The organism is Caballeronia udeis (assembly GCF_001544555.2).
Taxonomy (GTDB): domain Bacteria; phylum Pseudomonadota; class Gammaproteobacteria; order Burkholderiales; family Burkholderiaceae; genus Caballeronia; species Caballeronia udeis.
The window spans coordinates 1-2,241 of sequence record NZ_FCOK02000176.1; the positions used below are offsets into that span (position 1 = coordinate 1).

The 2,241-nt window shown below is 62.7% G+C and carries 1 protein-coding gene; it reads right to left on the reverse strand.

Going from position 1 to position 2,241, the window contains the following annotated elements:
* Window positions 1–2,241 (reverse strand): NADP-dependent malic enzyme (locus tag AWB69_RS44985; RefSeq protein WP_062093202.1); only part of this gene is annotated, 2,241 nt, incomplete at both ends.

A 2,241-nucleotide genomic window follows, 5' to 3' on the forward strand; every position in this document is an offset into this window, starting at 1 on the left:
TTGACGATCCGGCGCACCGTAGCCGACGCCGTCAGCACATGCACCGGCTGGGCCGCGCCCAGCAGGATCGGGCCAATGGCAATGTTATTGCCGGCGGCCGTCTTCAGCAGGTTGTACGAAATATTCGCGGCGTCAATGTTCGGCAGTACGAGCAAATTCGCGTCGCCTACCAGCGTTGATTCCGGCAGGACTTCGCGGCGCAGATTGGCGTCCAGCGCCACGTCACCGTGCATTTCGCCGTCCACGTCCAGATCCGGCGCACGCTCGCGCAGCAACGCCAGCGTGTCGCGCATCTTGATCGCCGTCGGCGCGTTGCTCGTGCCGAAGTTCGAATGCGATAGCAGCGCGATCTTCGGCGCGATGCCGAAGCGGCGCACTTCTTCCGCCGCCATGATCGTGATCTCGCAGAGTTGCTCCGGGGTCGGGTCCACGTTCACGTGCGTGTCGACAATGAAGATCTGCCGGCCCGGCAGCACCAGCGCATTCATTGCCGCGTAGACGCTGCAGCCTTCCTTCTTGCCGATCACCTGATCGACGAAATGCAGGTGGCGATGCGTCGTGCTGATCGTGCCGCAGATCATGCCGTCCGCTTCGCCCTTCTTGACCAGCATCGCGCCGATCAACGTGGTGCGGCGGCGCATCTCCAGCTTCGCCATCTGCTCGCTGATGCCCTTGCGCGCCATCATGGTGTGATACGTCTGCCAGAAGTCGCGGTACCGCTCGTCGTGATCCGTATCCACCACCGTGAAGTCCACGCCCGCCGTCAAACGCAAGCCGTACTTCGTGATGCGCTGGGCGATCACGGCCGGGCGTCCGATCAGGATCGGCTTGGCGATCTTCTCGTCCACCGCGATCTGGACCGCGCGCAGCACGCGCTCTTCTTCACCTTCGGCGAACACAATGCGCTTCTTGTCCGGCTCCACGCTACGCGCGAGCTGGAACACAGGTTTCATGGTCGTGCCGCTGTGATAGACGAACTGCTGCAGATGCTGTTCGTACGCGTCCATGTCTTCAATAGGACGCGTGGCCACGCCCGACTCCATGGCGGCCTTGGCCACGGCCGGTGCGATCTTCACGATCAGGCGCGGGTCGAACGGTTTCGGAATCAGGTACTCGGGACCAAACGACAGGTCCTGGATGCCGTAAGCCGTTGCCACGATATCGCTTTGTTCCTGCCGCGCCAGCTCCGCGATCGCGTTCACCGCGGCTATTTCCATCTCGCGCGTGATCGTGCTCGCGCCGGCATCCAGCGCACCACGGAAAATGAACGGGAAACACAGGACGTTGTTGACCTGATTCGGGTAGTCCGTGCGGCCTGTAGCAAGCACGGCATCCGGGCGAACTTCCAGCGCGAGTTCCGGCAGGATTTCCGGTGTCGGGTTGGCAAGCGCGAGAATCAGCGGCTTTTGCGCCATGCCCTTGACCATCTCCTGCTTCAGCACGCCGCCGGCGGACAGGCCCAGAAATACGTCGGCGCCTTCCATCACGTCGGCCAGCGTACGCGCCGAGGTTTCGCGCGCAAACCGTTCCTTGTCCGGGTCCATCAGTTCCACGCGGCCCTTGTAGACCACGCCGGCCAGATCCGTCACGAAGATGTTTTCCAGCTTCATGCCGAGTTCAACCAGCAGGTCCAGACAGGCCAGGGCTGCCGCGCCCGCACCCGAGGCGACCAGCTTCACTTCTTCAATCTTCTTGCCGACCACGACCAGGCCGTTGGTGATGGCAGCCGCGACCACGATAGCCGTGCCATGCTGGTCGTCGTGGAACACCGGGATCTTCATCCGCTTGCGGCATTCCCGCTCGACGATGAAGCAATCCGGCGCCTTGATGTCTTCCAGGTTGATGCCGCCGAACGTGGGTTCAAGCGCCGCGATCACGTCCACGAGCTTCAGCGGGTCCATTTCGTTCAGCTCGATGTCGAACACGTCGATACCGGCAAACTTCTTGAACAGCACCGCCTTGCCTTCCATGACCGGCTTCGACGCGAGCGGGCCGATATTGCCGAGCCCGAGCACCGCGGTGCCGTTTGTCACGACGCCGACCAGGTTGCTGCGCGCGGTAAAACGCGCGGCATTCAGCGGATTGGCGACGATTTCCTCGCACGCGAAAGCCACGCCCGGCGAATACGCCAGCGCGAGATCGCGCTGGTTGATCATCTGCTTGGTGGGGGCAATCGCGATTTTGCCGGGGGTGGGAAACTCGTGGTAATCGAGCGCGGCTTCGCGGAGTTTGGCTTTGGCG